The sequence below is a fragment of the bacterium genome, assembly GCA_030693205.1.
In the GTDB taxonomy this organism is placed as follows: domain Bacteria; phylum Patescibacteriota; class Minisyncoccia; order JAHIHE01; family JAHIHE01; genus JAHILZ01.
Genome location: JAUYBG010000005.1, coordinates 90,064 through 109,343 on the forward strand (window position 1 = coordinate 90,064; position 19,280 = coordinate 109,343).

The 19,280-nt window shown below is 40.5% G+C and carries 16 protein-coding genes and 1 tRNA gene; 13 read left to right on the plus strand and 4 right to left on the minus strand.

The genetic code is table 11. The features are described from left to right. Window positions 1-4 precede the first annotated feature (4 nt). The 4 genes from glmS to pyrH are packed head-to-tail and all read left to right on the plus strand — an operon-like array spanning window position 5 to window position 4,449. On the plus strand, window positions 5-1,843 hold the full coding sequence (gene glmS, locus Q8N37_00685; protein MDP3057022.1) for a glutamine--fructose-6-phosphate transaminase (isomerizing): 1,839 nt from the start codon (window positions 5-7) through the stop codon (window positions 1,841-1,843). Window positions 1,844-1,862: 19 nt separating this feature from the next. Then, on the plus strand, window positions 1,863-3,008 hold the full coding sequence (locus Q8N37_00690; protein ID MDP3057023.1) for a glycosyltransferase: 1,146 nt from the start codon (window positions 1,863-1,865) through the stop codon (window positions 3,006-3,008). A 33-nt stretch (window positions 3,009-3,041) separates the two neighbouring features. Beyond that, window positions 3,042-3,767, plus strand: a complete 726-nt coding sequence (locus Q8N37_00695) for a glycosyltransferase (protein ID MDP3057024.1) — start codon at window positions 3,042-3,044, stop codon at window positions 3,765-3,767. After that, complete coding sequence (pyrH, locus tag Q8N37_00700; GenBank protein MDP3057025.1) at window positions 3,754-4,449, plus strand: UMP kinase; 696 nt, start codon at window positions 3,754-3,756, stop codon at window positions 4,447-4,449. Before Q8N37_00695 ends, pyrH begins: the two co-directional genes overlap by 14 nt. A gap of 3 nt (window positions 4,450-4,452) precedes the next feature. Here pyrH and murA read toward each other — a convergent pair whose 3' ends face one another. Further along, window positions 4,453-5,745: a UDP-N-acetylglucosamine 1-carboxyvinyltransferase gene (gene murA, locus Q8N37_00705; protein MDP3057026.1), complete on the minus strand. Its 1,293-nt coding sequence runs from the start codon at window positions 5,743-5,745 to the stop codon at window positions 4,453-4,455. A 103-nt stretch (window positions 5,746-5,848) separates the two neighbouring features. On the opposite strand from murA, the gene Q8N37_00710 reads away from it, so the two are divergent. Continuing rightward, window positions 5,849-6,490 carry an L-threonylcarbamoyladenylate synthase gene (locus Q8N37_00710; GenBank protein MDP3057027.1) on the plus strand — a complete coding sequence of 214 codons (642 nt, stop codon included), beginning with the start codon at window positions 5,849-5,851 and terminating at the stop codon, window positions 6,488-6,490. Window positions 6,491-6,541: 51 nt separating this feature from the next. Here the strand turns inward: Q8N37_00710 and Q8N37_00715 are convergent. Beyond that, window positions 6,542-6,625: transfer RNA gene (locus Q8N37_00715), tRNA-Leu, on the minus strand. Window positions 6,626-6,811: 186 nt separating this feature from the next. Here Q8N37_00715 and Q8N37_00720 point away from each other — a divergent pair. The 5 genes from Q8N37_00720 (at window position 6,812) to Q8N37_00740 (ending at window position 12,355) form a co-directional block, all read left to right on the plus strand. Next, a complete protein-coding gene (locus tag Q8N37_00720; protein ID MDP3057028.1) occupies window positions 6,812-7,612 on the plus strand; it encodes a ParA family protein in 801 nt (266 codons plus the stop codon). Between the two features lie 148 nt (window positions 7,613-7,760). Then, window positions 7,761-8,654: a ParB/RepB/Spo0J family partition protein gene (locus Q8N37_00725; protein MDP3057029.1), complete on the plus strand. Its 894-nt coding sequence runs from the start codon at window positions 7,761-7,763 to the stop codon at window positions 8,652-8,654. A 119-nt stretch (window positions 8,655-8,773) separates the two neighbouring features. Beyond that, on the plus strand, window positions 8,774-9,223 hold the full coding sequence (locus tag Q8N37_00730; protein MDP3057030.1) for a response regulator: 450 nt from the start codon (window positions 8,774-8,776) through the stop codon (window positions 9,221-9,223). Between the two features lie 23 nt (window positions 9,224-9,246). Next, window positions 9,247-10,452 carry an ABC transporter permease gene (locus Q8N37_00735; protein MDP3057031.1) on the plus strand — a complete coding sequence of 402 codons (1,206 nt, stop codon included), beginning with the start codon at window positions 9,247-9,249 and terminating at the stop codon, window positions 10,450-10,452. Between the two features lie 217 nt (window positions 10,453-10,669). Beyond that, on the plus strand, window positions 10,670-12,355 hold the full coding sequence (locus Q8N37_00740; protein MDP3057032.1) for a DUF1566 domain-containing protein: 1,686 nt from the start codon (window positions 10,670-10,672) through the stop codon (window positions 12,353-12,355). Between the two features lie 232 nt (window positions 12,356-12,587). Here the strand turns inward: Q8N37_00740 and Q8N37_00745 are convergent, their stop codons facing one another. After that, on the minus strand, window positions 12,588-13,895 hold the full coding sequence (locus tag Q8N37_00745; GenBank protein ID MDP3057033.1) for a reverse transcriptase/maturase family protein: 1,308 nt from the start codon (window positions 13,893-13,895) through the stop codon (window positions 12,588-12,590). A 65-nt stretch (window positions 13,896-13,960) separates the two neighbouring features. Between Q8N37_00745 and Q8N37_00750 the strand changes: the two genes are divergently transcribed. From Q8N37_00750 to Q8N37_00760, 3 genes are read left to right on the plus strand one after another with little or no spacing between them, the layout of a single operon-like run. Then, window positions 13,961-14,821 carry a Bro-N domain-containing protein gene (locus tag Q8N37_00750; GenBank protein MDP3057034.1) on the plus strand — a complete coding sequence of 287 codons (861 nt, stop codon included), beginning with the start codon at window positions 13,961-13,963 and terminating at the stop codon, window positions 14,819-14,821. Then, window positions 14,805-15,758, plus strand: a complete 954-nt coding sequence (locus tag Q8N37_00755; GenBank protein ID MDP3057035.1) for a hypothetical protein — start codon at window positions 14,805-14,807, stop codon at window positions 15,756-15,758. The genes Q8N37_00750 and Q8N37_00755 overlap by 17 nt, the downstream gene beginning before the upstream one ends. After that, entirely contained in the window at window positions 15,727-16,977 is a 1,251-nt protein-coding gene (locus tag Q8N37_00760) for a carboxypeptidase-like regulatory domain-containing protein (protein MDP3057036.1), read from the plus strand. The genes Q8N37_00755 and Q8N37_00760 overlap by 32 nt, the downstream gene beginning before the upstream one ends. Before the next feature lie 72 nt (window positions 16,978-17,049). On the opposite strand, the gene topA is transcribed toward Q8N37_00760, so the two are convergent. After that, entirely contained in the window at window positions 17,050-19,248 is a 2,199-nt protein-coding gene (gene topA / locus Q8N37_00765) for a type I DNA topoisomerase (GenBank protein ID MDP3057037.1), read from the minus strand. Window positions 19,249-19,280 lie beyond the last annotated feature (32 nt).

Genomic DNA, 19,280 nt, shown 5'->3' on the forward strand with positions numbered 1-19,280 from the left:
TACCATGTGTGGAATAATCGGCTATACTGGCCCTCAAAAAACTTTAGACATTTTAATTTCAGGATTGAAAAATCTTGAATATCGCGGTTATGATTCCGCGGGTGTTGCCATAGCGGGCAATAAAAATAATATTTTTTCTTTAAAAGCAAAAGGGCGGATTTTGGTTTTGGAAAATCTTTTGAAAGAAATTGGCAATATGGAACACGACAGAGCGGGTATTAGCCATACGCGCTGGGCGACGCACGGAATTCCCAATGAAACCAATGCTCATCCGCATCAAGATTGTACCGGAAAAATTTGGGTGGTGCATAACGGCATTATTGAAAACTATCGCGCTCTTAGGAAAAAACTCGAATCCGAAGGGCATAAATTTGTTTCCGAAACCGATACCGAGGTTTTATCGCATTTGATAGAAAAATACTATAAAGGTGTGTTGGAAGACGCAGTGCGTCTGGCGCTTAGGGAAGTTATTGGCGCTTACGGAATTGCCGTGATTTCCGCTTCTGAACCGGATAAGATCGTTGCCGCGCGATTATCCAGTCCTTTGATCATTGGCATCGGAGATGGCGAGGCTTTTGTGGCCTCGGATGTTTCGGCAGTTATCAATTTTACCAGAAAGGTAATCTATTTGGATGATTCCGAAATGGTGATCATAACTCCAAAAAACTACAAGATCATGGATTTGGAAAATCATGTGGTAGAAAAACAGATTAAGGAAATTGGTTGGGAAATGCAAGAGGCGAAAAAAGGCGGTTTTTCCCATTTTATTTTTAAAGAAATTTATGAAGAACCAGAGGCGATCAAGAACGCTATTCGAGGAAGAATAAACAAAGAAGAAGGTATCGCGAAGCTTGGTGGGCTCGAAATGGCAAAAAAACAATTGGCCGAAATTGAAAGATTGGTAATTGTGTCTTGCGGAACTGCGTCTTATGCAGGAAAAGTGGGAGAATATATGATGGAAGAATATGCCGGTATCGCCACTGAAGCGGAAGTCGGTTCTGAGTTCAGATATAAAAAACCGATTTTAGATAAAAAAACTGCGGTGTTGGCTATAAGCCAATCAGGCGAAACTGCTGATACTCTGATGGCAGTTCGGGAAGCAAAGTTAAAAGGATCTTTTACCTTTGGGCTGGTTAATACAGTAGGGTCGAGTATTGCGCGCGAGTGCGGCGTTGGTGTTTATAATCATGCCGGCCTTGAAGTGGCTGTGCCGGCCAGCAAAAGTTTTGTTTCCCAATTGTCTATTTTAGCGCTTATTACCGTTTTTTTAGGGCGCCAAAGGCAAATGTCAAATGTAATGGGCACGCGTATTCTAAATGAATTGGAAAACTTGCCGGTTTTGGCTCAAAAGATATTAGAACAGGATAATAATATAAAAAATCTTGCGAAAAAGTATTCAAGCTATAAAAACTTTTTGTACTTAGGGAGAAAATATAATTATCCGATCGCTTTGGAAGGGGCGCTCAAACTTAAGGAATTAGCCCATTGCATTCACGCGGAAGGATATCCGGCAGGTGAAATGAAACATGGGCCGATCTCTATGATTGATGAAGATTTTCCGTCTATAGTTATTGCTCCAAGTGACAGCGTTTATGACAAGATGTTTAATGCCGTGCAAGAATTAAAAGCGCGGAATGGGAAAGTTATCGCGATCGTTACCGAAGGTAATGAGGAAATGAAAAATTTTGCCGATGATGTGATATATATTCCCAAAACCCTTGAAATGCTTACGCCTATTTTATCCGTTATTCCCCTTCATCTTTTTGCCTGCCATATGGGAGTATTCCATAATTGCGATATCGATAAGCCTAGGAATTTGGCTAAATCAGTGACCGTAGAATAATTTTTAAAACTTAACAATAATGCGAATAGGAATATTTACTAATTATTTTCCACCTTCGGTAGGCGGGCTTGAGAACTCGGTGCTAAGCCTTTACGACGGTTTAAAAAAAGCCGGCCACGAAGTTTTTATTTTTGCTCCCAAATATTCTAGTCTGGATAAAGAAGAAAAAAATATTTTCAGATGCAGAAGCCTTCGGTTTAAATATAAGGGGTATCAATATGCCATTACTGTGCCTTTTTTGTTCGGTATGGATTCCGTGGTAAAAAATTTACATTTGGACATAATTCATAGCCAGCAGCCTTTTTTACTGGGAGATGAAGCTTTAAAATTTTCCAAAACTTTGAGCATACCCCTTGTTTTTACTTATCACACGAAGTACGAAGATCATTTGCATTATATCCCTTTTATTTCCAAGCTTATTCCTAAAACCTATATTATCAACAAAGCGATCGCTTATCTTAATCAATGCGATGGAGTGATTGCGCCTTCTTCTTCCATAAAAAAATTTATTCTGAGCCACGGAGCAAAGCCGTCGATATCGGTTATTCCAAGCGGAATAAATATAGAGAAGTTCAGTAAAGACGGCGATGGAAGAAAAAGGATAAGAGAAAAATACAAGATTAGCAATGATGAGGTTGTGCTTGTTACCACCAGCCGAATTGCTGAAGAAAAAAACGTAAAATTTTTGATAAATTCTTTTTCGAAGATCTTTAACAATAATAAAAACGTAAAATTTATTATTGTTGGCGACGGTCCTTTGAAAAAAACTCTTGAGCAGATGTCCAAAGAACTTGGTCTTGAGAAAAATATTATTTTTACCGGATGGATTTCACAGGAAAAAATTGTGGCTTATTATCAGGCAAGTGATATTTTTGTTTTTGCATCTTTGACCGAAACGCAAGGTTTGGTGGTGGCGGAAGCTATAGTTTCCGGTTTGCCGGTTGTGGCGATCAATGCCAGTGGAACGGAAGATGCGGTTGTTAACGGAGAAAATGGATTTTTAGTTGAAAATTCAGTAGATGATTTTTCCGAAAAAGCGCTGAAAATCATTAATGATATCGAGTTGAGAAAGAAAATGGCTGCTCAGGCAAAAATAAGTTCTAAAAAATTTTCACAAGAATTGTGGATAAAAAAAATCATAAGCTTGTACGAAAGTTTGCTATAGACAGATAATTTTAATTTAAATTATTTATAAAATATGATTCTTTCTATAATTATCCCCGCGAAAAACGAAGAAAAACAATTACCCGTGCTTCTTGCGAGCATTAAAAATCAAACCTTTAAAGATTTGGAAATAATTGTGGCTGATGCCAAGTCAACCGATAAAACTCGAGAAGTGGTGGCAAGCTTGGGGGGAAGGGTAGTGGAAGGAGGAATGCCCGGGCCAGGAAGAAATCGCGGAGCCGAGGCCGCTCTGGGTGAAATTTTATTATTTCTCGACGCTGACGTGATCTTGGTCGGAGATGATTTTTTGGAAAAAACCGTCGCGGAATTCAAAGTTAAAAAACTTTGTTGCGCCGCGCCATTGAGCCGGACTTCCTCGGATATATTCCTCGATAGACTATATCCTAAGCTTTGGAATATTTGGATTATGATCGCTTCACACTTTAGTCCTTGTGCCGGCGGATGGTGTATTTTTGCCACCAAAGCTGCGCATGATAAAATAAAAGGATTTGACGAAAAAATAATTCTTGGCGAGGATTCGGACTATTCTTATCGCGCGAGCAGAATTTGCAAGTTCGGAATTTTAAAAAGCGCCGTGGTGGAAAATTCTCCGCGCCGGCTGCACAAAGAAGGATATTTAAAAGTATTTTTGCAAGTTGTCGGCGCGGGTTTTAATCGTTTTATCATGGGTCGGCGGGATTATCAAAATAAATTTAATTATAAATTTGACATTTATGATAAAAAAGATGACAAAAAATAAAAAAACCCAAACGTATGTTCTTTCTGTTGGCGGTTCTTTAATCGTGCCCGAAGAGGTAGATGTGGAATTTTTAAAAAAGTTTCGCGCTTTGATTTTGAAAAAGGTGGAAAATGGCGATAGGTTTTTTATTGTTTGCGGCGGGGGAATAATAGCAAAGAACTATATTGAAGCGGCTAAAAAAACAAGAGAAATGAGCGATGACGAGCTGGACTGGATAGGTATTTACGGTACAAGGATAAACGCCGAATTTATGCGCGTGTTGTTCGGAAATTTGGCATACGAGAAAGTAATTATTGATCCGACAAAAAAAATAAGCTCCAAGAAACCAATTGTGATTGGTGCGGGTTATAAACCTGGCTGGTCTAGCGATTATGACGCGGTAATGATTGCCAAAGTTGCCGGAGCCAAAACAGTGATCAACCTCTCCAATATCGACTATGCTTATACTGATGATCCGCGAAAAAACCCGGAAGCAAAACCGATAAAAAATATCAGTTGGAAAGATTTTCGAAAAATCGTGGGGGATGTATGGAAGCCTCGTATGAACAAGCCTTTTGATCCGATCGCGAGCAAATTAGCCGAGAAAGGCAAGATTAAAGTAATTATTATGAATGGTAGAAATACGGAAAATTTTGAAAATTGTTTGGAAGGGAAAGAATTTATGGGAACGGTGATAGACTAAAATTTAAAATTTTACTCGTTTTATGTCCGCTCCAAGTTTTTGAAGCTTTTCTTCGATTTTTTCGTATCCGCGATCCAGTTGGTAAATATTGGAAATTTCAGTTTCTCCTTCAGCGATAAGAGCCGCAATCACCAGAGTTGCTCCGGCGCGAATATCGGAACTTGAAATGGAAGCGCCTTTGAGCTTGACCGGTCCGTTTATAAAAGCTCGATGCGGGTCTGTTATTTCAATATCTGCTCCCATTTTTCGTAATTCCTGGGCATATCCCAGCCGTGATTCAAAAAGAGGATCATGGATCAGGCTTTTTCCGTGAGCCTGGGTTAAAAGTACACTGATCATTGGTTGGAGGTCAGTTGGAAATCCGGGGTAAGGAAGGGCTTGAATTTTTGTCGCTTTAAAAATTTTTTTCGGTCTGACGATTATATTGCACAATTCACTTTTTTCGTATAAATGACCGTTGGGCTTTATTTCCAGGTCTACGCCTATGTCTCTTAATTTTTCACAGAATATCAGCAAATGTTCAGGAATAATGTTTTTAACTTCTACGTTTTTTCCAGCGATTGCCGCTGCGATAATGAAAGTGCCGGCTTCAAGAGGGTCGGGGACGATAGAGTGACTGGCGCCGCCTAAAGACAAAACTCCTTCAATAGTGATAGTGTGAGTGCCGACGCCGGAAATTTTTGCTCCCATTTTTTCAAGCAAAAATCCTGTATCTTGAACTTGCGGTTCAGCAGCAGCCAGTTTAATTACAGTTTTTCCGGGAATCAAACTTGCGGCCATTAAGATATTTTCGGTAGCGGTAACGGAAAATTCTTTTAAGATTATTTCTTTGCCGGACAATCCTTCCGAGTCGAATTTATAGAAATCCCCTTCATTTTTAATATTGGCGCCGAGGAGTTTAAAAGCTTCCAGGTGAGTTTCAATCGGTCGCAACCCGATTTTATCTCCGCCAGGATGAGGAATTTTAAAATGCTTAAAACGCGCGAGGAGTGGGCCGATCAGCAATACCGATACGCGCATTTTTTTTACCAATTCATAATCCATTTTTTCCGGATTAATGTTTGAGCCCGCTTTGATTTTTATTTTTCGCTTACTGAGCCAAGAGACTTCTACTCCGATACTTTCCAAAACTTTGATTAAATTTAGAACATCTTCAACCAGAGGAAGATTGTCTATAACGCATTCTTTGTCAGTTAAAAGGGTTGCGGCTAACACTGAGCCCGCGGCGTTTTTATATCCGCCAATTTCCACGGAACCTTTTAATTGTTTTTTGCCTTTTATAATAAATTTTTCCATATGGATTTTTTCTTAAATCGGGTGTAAAATATTATAATAACTATACAGCAATTTAATATTTTTTGCAATAAAATAATTTTTAGCAACAATACTTAATAACCCTATGAAGATTATTAAAATCAATCCAAAAAATCCTTCCTTGAAAACGATTAAAATTGCCGCCGAGGTTATTCGAAAAGGCGGTGTGGTTATTTATCCCACCGATACCATTTATGGTCTTGGCGCGAATGCTTTAAGTCAGGAAGCGATAGATAAAATTTATAAAATAAAAAAGAGGCCGGAGGCTAAGCCATTGAGCGCGGTGGTAAGCGATATTAAAATGGCGAAAAAATATTGTATTATTGGCGCGTCACAGGAAGAAATTTTCAGCGCTCTTTTGCCGGGCGCTTTTACTTTGGTTTTTAAGGGTAAAATTTTCAAGAAGAGTAATATTTTAACAATGCACAAGGGAACATTGTCGATACGGATTCCGGATTTTAAAATCACTAAATTATTATCAAAAGAATCCAGGGTTCCTTTTACTGCCACCAGCGCTAATATTTCCGGGCTTCCCGGGAGCGGGAATATCAATAAAGTTTTAAAACAGCTGGGAATTAAAAAGAAAATATCAAACCGGCCTATTTTGCCGGAGCGTGAGCGAGACGATCGGATTGATTTGGTTTTGGATGCCGGCATTTTGCCTAAAAAAAATCCGTCAACAATTATTGATTTGACGGGAAAAAAGCTGAAAATAATAAGGAAGTAGCGAAAAGGGCGGCTTTTTGGTATAATAAAAGATAGTTATAGAGTTTATGTGTGCCGAAGGAGGGGGTCGAACCCTCATGAGCGTAAGCTCGTACGATTTTGAGTCGTATGCGTCTGCCAGTTCCGCCACTTCGGCTGATTTGAGATATAGTTAAATCTATTTAAAAATATTAGCAGAAAAAGGCGGGATAGTCAATTGCTCTCGCATCAGTTGCAATTATATTAATATTTCAGCACATTAATATTTTAATAAAAAACAGGATCTGATATTGGTATGTTTAAATGCTAAAATGCTAAAATGTTAAAATGTTAAAATAATTTTGTGGCCAAAATAATCGGCATTGTCAATCAAAAAGGAGGAGTGGGAAAAACCACTACCGCAGTAAATCTGGGGGCATATTTGGCTTCTAAGGGCAAGTATGTGCTTTTGATCGATCTGGATCCCCAAGCCAATGCTTCCAGCGGCCTGGGAATAAGAGTTGACAACGAAGAAGGGAAAGAGCCGTCTCTCTATGAGGCGTTAATGAACAATATTCCAATTTCTGAGGTTGTAAGGAAAACAACGATTTTGGGTTATGATATTATTCCTTCCACGACCGATTTGGCTGGAGCGGCGATAGAATTGGTATCAAGAGAGAATCGGGAATTCGCGCTTTATAATTTACTGCATTCAGTCAGGAGCTCTTATGATTATATTATCATAGATTCTCCGCCAAGCCTCGGTCTTTTAACGATCAATGGCTTGGTAGCCACTGAGCAACTATTGATTCCGATTCAATGCGAGTATTACGCCTTGGAAGGACTGGGACAGCTTTTAAAAACCGTGGATTTGATCAAAGAAAACATCACTCATTCTTTGGATATTATGGGTGTTGTTTTAACCATGTACGACAAGAGAAACTTGCTTAGCCGGCAGGTGGAAAAAGAGGTAACACGTAATTTTCCCGGAAAAGTTTTTAAAACAATTATTGCCCGCAATGTCGAGTTGGCCGAAGCGCCTTCCTTTGGCAAGCCGATAATTCTTTATAAACCGAATTCTGTCGGCGCGAGATTGTATGAAAACTTGGCGAAAGAAATAATCGCAATGGAAAAAAAGATAATACATCCGAAATTTACGATTTGAAAATAAATTTTTAATTTCCAATTTTGAATTTCGAATGAATTTTAAATGAACCAATTTTGAAACAAAAGTTTTGGTAAAAAGTTTCAAAATTAAAAATTAGAACTTGAATCAAAATTCAGAATTTATAATTTTAAATTAATTATAATTTATGTCAAAAATAGTTTTAGGCAGGGGGCTGAGCTCTCTTATTCCTTCGAAAAATAAAGCGCTAAGCTTTGCCGCAAACCCCGCGTCCGGCAAGGAAAATCAAAATTCTTTTTCCTATGCGGGAATTATCGCCAACATTGAAATTAAAAAAATTTCCAAGAATCCCAGCCAGATGAGGAAAATTTTTGATCCCGGGGCGTTGAATGACCTGGCGGAGTCCATAAAAATGCATGGAATTTTACAGCCATTGGTCGTAACAGAGAGATCACCCGGCGCTTACGAGCTAATTGCCGGAGAGCGAAGGCTTGAAGCTTCAAAGATCGCCGGTTTAACTAAAGTTCCGGTAATAGTCCGCACTGCCAGCGAACAGCAGAAATTGGAGCTGGCTCTGGTGGAAAATATTCAAAGGGAAGCGCTTAGTCCCATAGAAGAAGCGATGGCTTATAAGAATTTGAACACCGAATTTAATCTTACTCAGGAGGAAATCGCTTCTAAAAGCGGGAAAAGCCGGTCTCGCGTAGCTAATTTTTTAAGATTGCTGTCTTTGCCGCTGGAAATTCAGAATGCTATTAATGAAAAAAAGATTTCCGAAGGCCACGGAAGAGCGATTTTATCGCTTACGAATCCCGAGAAACAAAGAGCGCTTTTCGCGGAAATTCTTAAAAATAATTTAACCGTCCGACAGGCCGAAGAAAAAGTCAAATTAGTTTCGGTGGCCGGACACACGAGAAAAATTGGCAGAAAAAATTCTCCCTGGCAAGAGACAGAAAATATTTTATCGGAAGCGTTGTCTACCAAGGTGGAAATTAAGAAATCAGGCAGCGGCGCTAAGATCATTATAGATTGTTATGAAGGAGAGACAGACAGGATAGTTGGCCGTATTTTAAACAAATAAAAGCCGGAGTTGAGCTAATTTTAGAAAAGTGGTATAATAGAGAAAGAAAGAAAGAATAAAAAGCTAAAACTCCAGGTCTTTCAAAAGGTATTAATTTTTAATTTTTAATTTTTTAAATTATGACTTTAAAAGGAATGTTATCTGCTCTTGGCGGCGCTCCCGCTAAACCATTTAAACGCCCTGAGGGTAAAAAGTATATTCTTTTAATTGAAGACGATAAAGATCTTATGGAGATGTACAAAACGAAACTGGAGAACGAAGGCTTCTTTGTTTTGATCTCTCAAGACGGGAAACAAGGGCTTAGGGATATTAGGGATACTCGCCCGGATCTGGTCCTTCTTGATATTTTAATGCCGGTTAAAGATGGTTTTGACGTTTTGGAAGAAAAAGGCAGGTGTTCCATTCCCGGGGTTAAGGAGATTCCCGCTATTGTTCTCACTAATCTTGCTTCTCCCGATGATCAGGCTGAAGGCAAGCGCCTAGGCGCCAAGGATTGGTGGATCAAAGCTTATAATACTCCGGCGGAAGTGGCGGAAAAAGTGAAAAAATTTCTTTCTAAGCAAAAGTAAAAAATATACGATAAAATAAATCTGTGCGCATAATTGATATTTTTAGGCTCTCTACGAGAATTTTTAAAACCAATAAGCTGAGAACTTCGCTTACAATTTTAGGTATTTCTGTGGGTATTGGCGCCATATTGTTCTTGGTTTCATTGGGCTCGGGACTGCAGCATGTTTTGATCAGCCAGATTGCGACCTCGCTACTCTCAATGGATATTAAAGTTGATTCCAATGCGCTGGTAAAAATGGATAAAAATCAAATTGAGAAAATAAGATCTATAAACGAGATTACTGAAGTGAGTCCTATTTTTAGAGCCAGTTCAATGATGAAGGTTGATGAATTAAGCGGTGCTATTTCGACTATTTTAGTTAAAACATCCTTTTTCCGAATGGAAGGAATTAAGGTCATAAAAGGTGATTTTTTTACCGGTGACACTGATAATAAAATTGTTATCTCGGCTGCTACTTTGCAGCTTTTTAATTTGAATAAAGACAATGCTTTGGGGAAAACGGCTCGTTTTGAATTATATATGCCGAAGATCGATGAAACTGGAAATTTGGTTGATACGGAAGAGGTCGTTATAAAAAGCATAGAAAAAACCTATGAAATCGTCGGCATTATTGATGATAATGCCGAAAGTTATGCTTATATGCCAATGGATTCCGTGGAAGACTTAAATATTCCTTTTTATACGCAGTTAAAATTAACTGCCCGGAACCAGATAGATATTCCAAAGATAAAAGCTGAAATTGAAGTTATCGGTTTTACTCCGACGGCGATGAGCGATACTGTCAGTGATACGGACAGGATCTTTCAGGCTATTCAGATAATTCTTTCGGTGTTTGGCGCGGTGGCGTTGATCGTATCAGCTATTGGAATGTTCAACACAATGACTATCGCTCTTCTCGAAAGAACGCAGGAAATTGGAATTATGAAAGCGCTCGGCGCTTCCCGCCAGGATATTTGGAAATTGTTTTTAGCAGAATCGGTTATTATTGGTTTTTTGGGCGGAACAGTCGGGATCATTCTTGGATTCGTGGGCACCTATGCTGTAAATGCGGGTATTAATGTTTTGGCTAAGAATTTCGGCGGTCAGCAGGTTAATCTATTCTATACATCGAACAGTTTCGTGCTTTTCATCATAATTTTTTCCACGGCAGTAGGTTTTATAACAGGATTATATCCTTCGCGGCGCGCCAGCCGTTTGAATCCTCTCGAAGCGTTGAGGTATAAATAAAATCCGCTTAGCCGACTTGCAGTTTGCATTAAATTTTTGTTATGCTATAATATAACCATGATTAGACAAAACTATCAATATATTTCAGTCGTATGCCTGAAATACGCGAGAGAGAGTAAACGAGACTCGCCGAGTTTTAGTTTGTTTAAATTACCTGTCGAGTAAAGCGTCTTTTTTTTGACGCTTTTTTGATTTTTAAATCCATATTTAAAATAACATGAAAATTTTTAATAAACAAAATTTATCCAGCGGGGTTAAAAGCGGTTTAACCGTTCTAATCTCGGTCTTGATTATTTTTACGGTTGTTAAAGGCGGCACTATCACGCCGCCTTCCGGCGGAGGCGAACCAAGCGCGAAGTTTTATACTATTTCGGAAATTTACAATTTTATTGCTAGTAATACTCCGGCAACCGAGGGCGCGCATAGTTTTACTTTCTCGGACAACTTGGAAGGAACCGGCCGCACTTTGACCGAAATTTACAATGCTTTGGCCGGCTTGATTTCCGCTAACCAAGTTAAAAAGGATACGATTTATCTCGGGAAGACCGGCACGCTTGTGCCTTCGGGCGGCGATGCCTCGCCTGACTATGTTTTAAGCGGCAAGACATTTTTTGGCGGTTCGCAGGGGGATTGGAATTTGCAAACTGGTTCAATGGCAAATAATAGTAGTTTTGGTTTGATTTGCGGCGCCTCCAATCAAGCAGTTACAGCAGGTTATTATAGCGGCGGAAATTTGCCCGGCGATGTGGATTTAATTGCTGGAAATATCAAATCTGGCGCTAATATTTTTGGAGTTTCGGGCAATTCAAATGTAGTTAACACTTCTTCGGGCGACGCTATTGCTGGTAATATTTTAACTGGTAAAAAAGCCTGGGTGGCCGGTTTAGAGATTACAGGCAGCGTGGCGGCTGGAGCTAATGTTTCCGGAAGTAACAGCTTGTTGTCGTTCAACATTCCCGATGGTCTTTATTCCGGTTCAAAAACTTGCACCGCTAGCGATACTAATTTAGTGGCGACTAATATCGCTTCAGGTGTGGATATTTTTGGAGTTTCGGGCACGCTTCTGAAAAATCTTTATAATGGCACTAGCCGGTTCGGATCTCTCGTCACTGTAACCCTGAATGCCGGAGGATCCGGATACACTAACGGCGCGCAGGTTTTGACAGTTGTTCAAACAAATGGCAGTCTCGGAACCGTGAATGTTACCGTAAGCGGAGGAACGGTTATTTCAGTTGATTCAATCGTCGAAGCAGGAGTTGGATATATAGTGGCAAATAGTTTGGCAACTACCGGCGGAGGCGGTACATTGGCAAAGGTAAATATAACCGCGATCAGTTCGGATTATCCTATAAACACAGGAGGAGTGGATGATTATAATGATGATGGAACTATGCCTGCTGATAGCTATGCCGCAATATGGACAACCTGTAATGTTGGGAATAATTATTGCGATACTGGCGCAATTAACGCTACTAACGCAGATAAAAAAGACAACAGCACCGGCTTGGTGTGGTCAATTAGAACAGGTACTAGCAGTTGGTTCTCGGCCAATAATTGTAAATATCCAAACCAACTTCTTGGAGACGACGGAGCCTGCGGCACTCATGGCGAAATCGCTTGTAAGTGCGTAAAACAGTCAGCAGGAAGCATGACTGGATGCGAAACTTTAGGAGCGGCGGTAGCGGGAAATAGCGGCGGATGGCGTTTGCCTAGCCAGAAAGAACTGATGCAAGCGTATATCAATGGTTCCTGGGGCAATCTATCTTCAGCCGGTTACTTTTTTTGGTCAGCTACTACTACTTCCCACACCACGTTCAGCGCCTGGTATACGTACTTGGGCACCGGCCCTACGGATACCACTACTAAGACCAGTACTACCGTCAGTGTTCGTTGCGTTCGTTAGTTCTGGCAACAATCCAGCTTCAATTTTGGTTTCGCTAAGCTTCTTGCTAAGGAATTTCAATGATATTTTTTTGTCATTTCGAATCCGTCAACAGACGATGAGAAATCACTTGTACTCACTATTTTTGTGTGTTTAAGGGATTCCTCTTTGCCTGCTGGCAAATCGGAATGACAGAAATAAAGACTTAGTGCCGATAGGTTTAATTTGCTTTTTAAAATATTGAAACAGTTTTTTAATCCTCGTCCCAGACAAAATAACCGTAATTTTCATCTGCCGGAATCAGATAAATCTTTAAAATTCCAAAATGTTTTTCAAAGAGCGACTTTTGTAAATTATAGCAATCAGCGTGCTTGAAAAATCCGTAAACTGAATTAATTGACGAAAAAATATGGCGGAAATTTTCTAAAAATTCCGGGTTGGCGAAAATAATAAACGGATCGTCAAAAATCATATCGCAAGCGCGCGGCGTATTATTCGGAGAAAGCGAGTCTAATATTTTTTTATTGAATTGCCATAGTTTGTTCTTTAGTTTTTTCACGGTTCGCCGCCGGATAAGCGCATAGCCGGGTTTGATGATATAGCCGCAAAAATTGATGCCATTTATCGCCGGCTGAAGAATTTGTTTTTTAGGATGGAGCTTGAGCTTCAGGCGGGTTTCAACGAAATTATTTATATCATCTTTCCACAGAAGCAGCTGTTCTTTTGAAGAATGAAGCAGCAGCAGATCGTCCATATAGCGGAAATAATATCGGCATTTGAGAGAATGTTTAACAAATTGATCAAGCTCATTCAAATAAATATTGGCGAAAAACTGGCTGGTCAAGTTGCCGATCGGCAGACCGCAATCATTTTTGCCAAAAAGCGATTTATGCGGCGGTACGGAAGCGAGCAGTTTCAGATCGCCCTTGGCGAAGTAATTTTTGGTCGGATCATGGAAAATTATTTTTTCAGTGAGCCATACGATTTCAGGATTTTTGATATATTTTTTGACAAGAGAAGACAAAACATCTTTATTTATACTGACAAAAAAGCTTTGAATATCCGCTTGGAGAAAAAATAAGCTTGGAGAGATTGTTTTGTTAAGATAGCAGATAGCCTTGTGGGCGCCTTTTTCCCGCCGGCAAGCATACGAATGAAAGATAAACATTTTTTCCCATATGGGCTCAAGACGGCTGACAAGCAAATGATGGACGACTCTGTCGCGAAAATCAGCGGCCCAGACCTCGCGCAATTTGGGATCGGTAATGGCAAAACAGATAGAGCGGCCGGATTCATAAGTATGGCGCTGGAGCTCTTCCTCAAGTTTCAAAAGCTCTCTTTCAAAATTTATTTCAAATTTTGCCGCGCTTGAGCTTTTTCTTTTTGTTTTTCGGCATCGATAATAAGCCCCTAAAAGATTTTGAAAAGAAAAAACATCTGAGCGCGGATTTACTCTCTCTCTCTCTCTCTCTCTCTCTCTCTCTCTCCCTCCCTCTCTCCCTCTCTCTCTCTCTCTCTCTCTCTCGTTGCGGTGTTCGGATTTTGTGATATTATTTGTCATATAAGAAATATAAAAAGTAACAGTGTTTTTATTATAGCATAAGCGGACAAAAAAAGTTGAATTTTATGCCAAAAGAAATTATTACTACAGCTAAAATTGCTTTATTCAGAGGTAAAAAAATAAGAAAAACTATTCATAATAATGAGTGGTGGTTTTCGGTAATTGATATATGTGGCGCTTTAACTGATAGTATTGATGCCGGCGCTTATTGGAGAAAGTTGAAACAAAGATTAATCGAAGAAGGCAGTGAGGTCGTGACATTTTGTCACGGACTGAAATTGGAAGCTTCTGACGGTAAAAAATATGAAACTGATTGTGCTAATACAGAAGGTATTTTTCGCATAATCCAATCAATTCCATCGCCCAAAGCCGAGCCATTTAAACGTTGGTTGGCGAGGGTCGGTTACGAGCGAGTTAAAGAAATAGAAGATCCGGAATTAGCCACAAAAAGAACAAGAATGTTGTATAAAGCCAAAGGATATAGCGATGGCTGGATTGAGAAAAGAATGCGCGGCATTGCTATTCGCGAAGAATTGACTGATGAATGGCAGAAACGAGGAGCGAGAGAACAGAGAGATTATGAAATTCTGACGGCGGAAATTTCGCAAGCCGCTTTTGGATTAAAGCCGAATGAATATAAAAAATTGAAAGGATTGAAACGTGAAAATTTGCGCGATCATATGGATGATTTTGAGCTTATTTTCACTATGCTGGGCGAGAGATCAACCACTGAAATTCATCGCCAAGAAAATTCGGAAGGCTTGTCAAAATTAAAAAAAGACGCGAATAGAGGCGGGAAAATAGCGGGAAACGCCAGAAAAGAATTGGAAAAAGAATTAGGCAGGCCGATTGTTTCTAAAAAGAATTATCTCGGCGGCGGAGATGAAATTAAAAAATTAAAAACAGCAGATGATGAAAAATTTTAAAATAATTCATTCTTTTATTATAGTGGCAATGGCAATAGCTGTTTTTGCGTTTCCCGCTTTCGCTTCCACCACCGACGGCACGATTGATTCAACGAATAAATACGCTTGGGGAGAAAACATCGGCTGGGTGAATTTCGGCGCGAGCAATGGAAATGTTCATGTTACGGATTCCGCGCTTTCTGGTTATGCCTTAAGCGAAACTGTCGGCTGGATAAATTTATCCAATGTTCTTAATGATGGAGCGGGAAATTTATCGGGGTATGGCTGGAGCGAGAATACGGGCTGGATAAAATTCAATCCGGCCAGCGGCGGCGTGATTATCAATTCATCGGGCGAATTCACCGGCTCGGCTTTGAGCGAAACTGTCGGCTGGATTATTTTCGGCGGAGATTACAAAGTTAAAACCGATTGGCGACCGCAAAGCGCGAGAGGAAGCGGCGGAGGTTTGCCGCCAGCGGCTTACAATCCGCCGGTGCCTCCTTCTGCCAGCTCGACTAATCCCGAAGCTGGATTTAAAATTTCCATCAATCAAGGAGTTGAATATACCAATAGCTTTACAGTTAATCTTTCTCTTGTTGCCGGTTCGGATACTGTCAGAATGGCTATTTCCGAATCTCCTGATTTTAAAAATGCCAGTCAAATTCCATATCAACAGGAAATAAAATACGAGCTGTTGCCGATTCCCGGCAATCAAATTCCCAAACAAGGGATAAGAAGGACTATCTACGCAAAATTTTATACTCAATACGGCGTAAGTTCTGAAATTGTTTCCGCTTCCATTATTCTTGTTACCTCTTTGCCCCAAACCCAGCCTTCGCCTTTTACCCCGAGCGGAGTCGAGGGGGCGCTTTCCGCTTCTCCGAAACCGGCAAGAATTCCATCCGCTTCAATTTCTCCTGCCCCCTTTGCCTTTAGCTACCCCGCCTCCATATTTTGAAACTCCGCCGGAAAAACCCGAGCCTGTTAATCCCGATTGGAATCTCATAAAACTGCCGGAAGTTAAAAACTTTTTCCCTCAATCCAATGAAATTTCTTTTTTCAGTGAAAAATTCTCTTCTTTGTCCGAAACTTTTAAAAAGCTTGGCATCTCTCAAATTTCCGATATCGCTTCCCGCATTCCATCCGTCAGCTTTAGCATTCCCAATCTCTGGAAAATTCTCAAGCTTCAGCCGGCGGACAGCAATCCAGCGCCTTTAGTTGATCTTCCCGCCGATCTAAAGGAACAAATACCTTCAGAAATCGTCTTTGTTTCCGCCGCCTCGGGAAAAATCAATCTTGATTCTTCCCTGGTGCTGGATGAGAATTCCCTGAAACAAAAAATCTCCGCGCCTTCTTCAATCAATTTGAATATCGCCATCAAACCCAACCAGCCCGCCCGCTCCATCAGCGGCTATTTGGCTTTGAAAAAAAGCGCCTATTCCGCCAATCCCGCGCCAGAAGGTCTATCTTTTTGGGATGATATTTCTTCTTTTCTAATTCCTTCCGTTTCCGCTCAAGAATCTAAACCCATAGAAGTCGAGCAGCGCTTTGTCTTGGCTCAATTCCAATATTCTGACTTTGACAAAGACGGCATCTGGACCGCTGATATTCAAACTCCGGCTGTTACCGGTGAATACGAAATTATTTCTTTAATCAGCTACCAAGACCCGGCTATTCCTGCCAAAGAGATTCGCTTAATCACTGTGATTGATCCGGAAGGGTATGTATTCAGGTTAGAAACTGATGGCGCGGAAACAAGAATTGCGAATGTAAAAATTTCTATCTATAGACTTAATGCCGACACTTCAAAATCCCAAATCCCAAATTCCAATGACCAAACAAATTCCAAAACACAAAATACAAATTATAATTTTGACATCAATCAATACGAACTTTGGAACGCCCAAGATTTTGATCAAAAAAATCCCCAGACCACGGATGCTACCGGCAAATATTCTTTCCTGGTTCCGGCCGGCTCCTATTATCTCAAAGCCGAAGCCACGGGCTATTATCCATATCAAAGCGATGCGTTTGAGGTCTCCGAAGCCAAAAATGTGCATATGAATTTGGAGATGAAGCCCGAGTGGTCGCTGGCAAGAGATTGGAAGACAATAGCGATAGTGATTTTAATTATTTTAGTGGCGTATAATTTTTATCGGGATCGACGAAGAGATTAAGGGGTTTGGGCAATGAGGTATTAAAAAAATCCCGATTACGAGATTTTTTTAATAGAGAAATGAAATATTAATTTATTCTTTCGTTTCAGCTTCGTTTATCGGATTTTTTGAGTTTGTAAAATCGCACTTTGGGTACTGGTTGCAACCATAGAAAATTCTTTTGAATTTGCCTTTTTTCTCGATAATTTCTCCTTCGCCGCATTTGGGGCATTTCATACCGATTAGTTTTTCTATTTTTTTAATATTTTTGCATTCTGGGTATTTATTGCAACCCAAGAACGCTCCAAAGCGTCCGTATTTGACCTGCATTGGCGCGCCGCACAAGGCGCATTTTTCGTTTATTAGAGATTCTTTTAGGGCTTTTTCTTCGCCCATTGGCTTGGTGGTTTTGCAGTCCGGGTAATTGGTGCAAGCCATAAACTTTCCGAAGCGTCCGAGCTTGATTATCATTGGCGAGCCGCACTTGGGGCATTTTTCGTCCGATTTTTCTTCAGTCAAGTCTTTTTTATTTATTTCTTTTTCTTTTTTTATTAAGTTTTTTTTGAACGGGCCGTAGAACTCTTTTATAACCGGCACCCATTGTTTTTTATTTTCCGCGATTTCATCCAGGCTTTCTTCCATGGCAGCGGTGAATTTTATGTCGACTATTTGAGGAAAATGTTCAACTAAAACCTTATTGACCAGAACCCCGATTTCTTTGGGATGGAATCTTTTTTCAATTTTTTCCACATAGCCGCGGTCTTCAATCGTGCTGATGGTTGGCGCGTAGGTGGACGGTCGGCCGATGCCGAATTCTTCCAGCGCTTTAATCAAGCTTGCCTCATTATATCTTGGCGGAGGCGAAGTGAAGCGCTGTTCGGTCGCAGTATTTATCAAATCCAATTTTTCTTCTTTTTCCAGTATGGGCAAGATAACATCTTCTGATTTAGTCGGATAAACTTTTAAAAATCCGTCAAATTTTATTATTGATCCGTTTGCCCGCAAAGTGTAATTTTTTTTATTTGCCGCTTCGGCGTTTATATCCACGCTGGTCGAATCAATTATGGCGCTGGCCATTTGAGAGGCCATCATTCTTTGCCAAATAAGCTGGTAGACTTTGAATTGTTTGCTGTCGAGGAATTCTTTTATGCTTTCGGGGTCGCGCGCGGGGTTGGTGGGACGGATCGCTTCGTGCGCCTCCTGAGCTCCTTTGCTTTTTGTTTTGAATTTTCTGGGCTCATTGGCAGCGTACTCGCGGCCGAATTTTTCGGTGATATAAGTTTTGGCGGCCGCGAGGGAATCTTCACTCAGATTAAGCGAGTCGGTTCTCATGTAAGTTATTAATCCGACTGGTCCGGCGGCGCCTAGTTCCATACCTTCATATAATTGTTGGGCGATCATCATCGTCTGTTTGGCGCTGTATCCGAAAGTATTGCTTGAGGCTTGCTGAAGCGTGCTGGTGGTAAAAGGCGGCAAAGGGTTCCGTCCCGTTTCTTTCTTTTTTATTTCCAGTACTTTGTACTTCGCGCCGTCCAGTTCATTTTTGATTTTTTCCGCTTCGGTTTTTGTTTTGATTCCCAGTTTCGACAGAGTTTCGTCGTTTACTTTGACTAATCGCGCGGTGAAGCTTTCGTCTTTTTTTGTTTGCGTTTCGGGATTTGACCGGGATTTGACCGAGGCTTTTTGAAGCAATGTTTTTATTTCCCAATATTCATCGGGAATAAATTTTTTTATTTCTTCTTCGCGCTCCACGATCAAGCGGACGGCAACCGATTGCACGCGTCCGGCGGAAAGTCCGTAGCGAATTTTTTTCCAGAGAAGAGGGGAGAGTTCGTAGCCGACCAGGCGATCCAATACGCGGCGCGCTTGTTGGGCGTCCACTAGGTGCATATCGATTTGGCGCGGATTAGCCAAAGCTTTTTCAATGGCAGATTTGGTGATTTCGTGAAAAACGATCCTTTCATATTTTTTCTTGCCTTTTTTGGAGCCGAATTCTCCTAGGTTTAAGATCTGAGCCAAATGCCAGGATATGGCTTCTCCTTCACGGTCTTCATCGGAAGCGAGTATGATCTTATCGGCATCGGCGGCGATGCTTTTCAGCTCAGCGATATGTTTTTTGCTTTTCGGGTTTGAGATATATTCTGGTTCAAAATCATTCTCTGTGTCAACGCCGAGTTTGCTTTTGGGCAGATCGCGGACGTGGCCATAGGAGGATCGGACAATGTAATCATCGCTTAAAAATTTTGAAATAGTTTTTGCTTTGGTCGGAGACTCCACTATTATTAAATTCATAGGTTATGATAAAAATTATATTAGAATTATTA